Source organism: Albidovulum sp. (assembly GCF_008933605.1).
In the GTDB taxonomy this organism is placed as follows: domain Bacteria; phylum Pseudomonadota; class Alphaproteobacteria; order Rhodobacterales; family Rhodobacteraceae; genus Albidovulum.
The window spans coordinates 1-2,690 of the sequence record NZ_WBUS01000260.1; the positions used below are offsets into that span (position 1 = coordinate 1).

The 2,690-nt window shown below is 71.7% G+C and carries 2 protein-coding genes; one reads left to right on the plus strand and one right to left on the minus strand.

Features of this window, described 5'->3' with window-relative positions; genetic code table 11:
* On the minus strand, window positions 1-1,680 hold a 1,680-nt coding region (edd, locus tag F9K34_RS18475), incomplete at its 3' end, for a phosphogluconate dehydratase (RefSeq protein ID WP_291338567.1).
* A gap of 226 nt (window positions 1,681-1,906) precedes the next feature.
* On the opposite strand from edd, the gene F9K34_RS18480 reads away from it, so the two are divergent.
* The coding region (locus tag F9K34_RS18480; protein ID WP_291338568.1) for a class I SAM-dependent rRNA methyltransferase at window positions 1,907-2,690 on the plus strand (784 nt) is incomplete at its 3' end.

The following is a 2,690-nucleotide window of genomic DNA, read 5'->3' on the forward strand; positions in this document are numbered from 1 at the left end:
GTCCACGCCCACCGCGTCGAGCGTGCCCGCGACCGCGTCGAGCCGGACCATGTCGCCGTCCCGCAGCCGCGCCAGCGCGCCGCCGCAGGCGGCCTCGGGGCTGACATGGATCGCCGCTGGAACCTTGCCGGAGGCGCCCGACATCCGCCCGTCGGTGACGAGCGCGACCTTGAGCCCGCGGCCGAGCAGGACCGAGAGCACCGGCGTCAGCGAATGGAGTTCCGGCATGCCGTTGGCCTGCGGCCCCTGGAAGCGGACGACGACCACGGTGTCCCCGGTGAATTCGCCCTTCTGGAAGGCCGCCTTCACCGCCTCCTGATCCGCGAATACGCGCACCGGTGCCTCGATAACGCGGTGCTCCTCGGCCACGGCCGAGACCTTGATGACGGCGCGGCCGAGATTGCCGGTGAGTTCCCGCAGGCCGCCGGTCGGCTGGAACGGGTCGGCGGCAGGGCGCAGGATGCGATCGTTCAGCGTCGCCTTCGGTCCGTCGCGCCAGGCGAGTCGGCCCTCGGCCAGAACCGGCTCCTCGGCGTAGCGCCGCAGCCCGTCGCCCGCCACGGTGCGCACGTCCTCGTGGAGGAGCCCCGCGTCGAGCAGTTCTCCGATCAGGAAGGCAAGCCCGCCCGCCGCGTGGAAGTGGTTCACGTCGGCAAGCCCGTTCGGATAGACCCTGGCCATCAGCGGCACGAGGCCGGACACCGCGTCGAAATCCTGCGGTTCCAGCAGGATACCGGCCGCCCGCGCCATCGCCGGCAGGTGGAGGACGAGGTTGGTGGACCCACCGGTCGCCATCAGCCCGACGATGCCGTTCACGAAGGCGCGTTCGTCGAGGATCTCGCCCAGCGGGCGGTAGTCGTTGCCAAGCGCGGTGATCCCGGTCGCGCGGGTCACGGCGGCTTCGGTCAGGGCCTCGCGCAACGGCGTGTTCGGGTTGACGAAGGAGGCGCCGGGCAGGTGCAGGCCCATCACCTCCATCAGCATCTGGTTGGTGTTCGCCGTGCCGTAGAAGGTGCAGGTGCCCGGCCCGTGGTAGGAGGCCATCTCGGCCTCCATCAGCCTGTCGCGGCCGACTTCGCCGGCCTCGAACTGCTGGCGGACCTTGGCCTTTTCGTCGTTCGGCAGCCCGCTCGTCATCGGCCCGGCGGGGACGAAGACGGCCGGCACATGGCCGAAGGTCGCCGCCGCGATAACGAGGCCCGGCACGATCTTGTCGCAGATGCCGAGGTAGAGGGCGGCGTCGTAGCAGTTGTGGCTCATCGCCACGCCGGCGGCGAGCGCGATGACGTCGCGGGAGAAGAGCGACAGTTCCATGCCCGCGCGGCCCTGGGTGACGCCGTCGCACATCGCCGGAACCCCGCCCGCAACCTGTGCCGTGGCGCCGGCCCTGCGGGCCGCGGCGCGGATGAGTTTCGGGTAGTCCTCGTAAGGCTGGTGCGCCGAGAGCATGTCGTTGTAGGCGGTGACGATGCCGATGTTCGGGGCGCGGCCGGAGGCCAGATCGGCCTTGTCCTGCCCCGTCGCCGCATAGGCATGGGCCTGGTTGCTGCAGCTCAGATGCGCGCGGGCTGGACCCTCGTCGCGCGCCGCGCGGAGCCGGTCGAGATAGGCGCCGCGCAGCGGGGCCGAGCGGACGCGGATACGCTCCGTGATCTCCAGAAGGCGCGGGTTCGTGGGCATGGCATCCTCCTCGGCTCTGGTCCCTCGGTTCCGCGGCTTCTTACTGTTAGCGCTAACGAAATGCAAGCCTGCAACGCTCCGGCCGGGCCGGGCGGCGGGCTCGCGGCCGATGATAGCGGAAACGGGCGGGGGTGACAGTCCCCCACGGGCGGGCCCGGCGCGGGCCCGGGGCTTTCGCCGGCGCGCCGGGCGGATTAAGGGGAGTGGAAACATGCGGGACCACGCCATGACCCAATCCCCTCCCATCGTCCGCCTCCGTCCCAAGGCCGAAGCGCGCGCGATTCGCCACGGCTTTCCCTGGGTCTATGCCGACGAGCTTGTCACCGACCGGCGGACGCAGGCGCTCGCCCCGGGCACGATCGCCGTGCTGGAGGACGCCGAGCGGCGCCCCCTCGGCATCGTCACCGTGAACCCGGCATCGAAGATCATCGCCCGCGTTCTCGACCGCGACGCGGGCGCCGTGATCGGTCGCGACTGGATCGCCGCCCGCATCGCCTGCGCGCTGGCGCTCCGCGAGCGGCTTTACGAGGCGCCATTCTACCGGCTGGTCCACGCCGAGGCCGACGGCTTGCCCGGGGTCGTGATCGACCGCTTCGGCGCGGCGGCGGTGATTCAGCCCAATGCCGCCTGGGCGGAGGCAATGATCGACGATCTGGCGGGCGCGCTCGCCGCCGTGACCGGCGTCACGACGATCGTCAAGAACGGCACCGGGCGGGCGCGGGGGCTCGAAGGGCTGGCGGAGGAGACGGCGGTGCTCTCGGGCGCGCTCGACGGGCCGGTGCCGGTGCCGATGAACGGGGCCACCTACATGGCCGACCTTCTCGGCGGGCAGAAGACCGGGCTCTTCTTCGACCAGCGCGAGAACCATGCCTTCGCCGCGCGGCTCGCGAATGGGGCGCGGGTACTCGACGTCTTTTCCCATGTCGGCGGCTTCGCGCTGGCGGCGCTCGCGGGCGGGGCAGTGTCGGCGCTGGCCGTCGACGGCTCCGCCGCCGCGCTTGAGCTTGCGG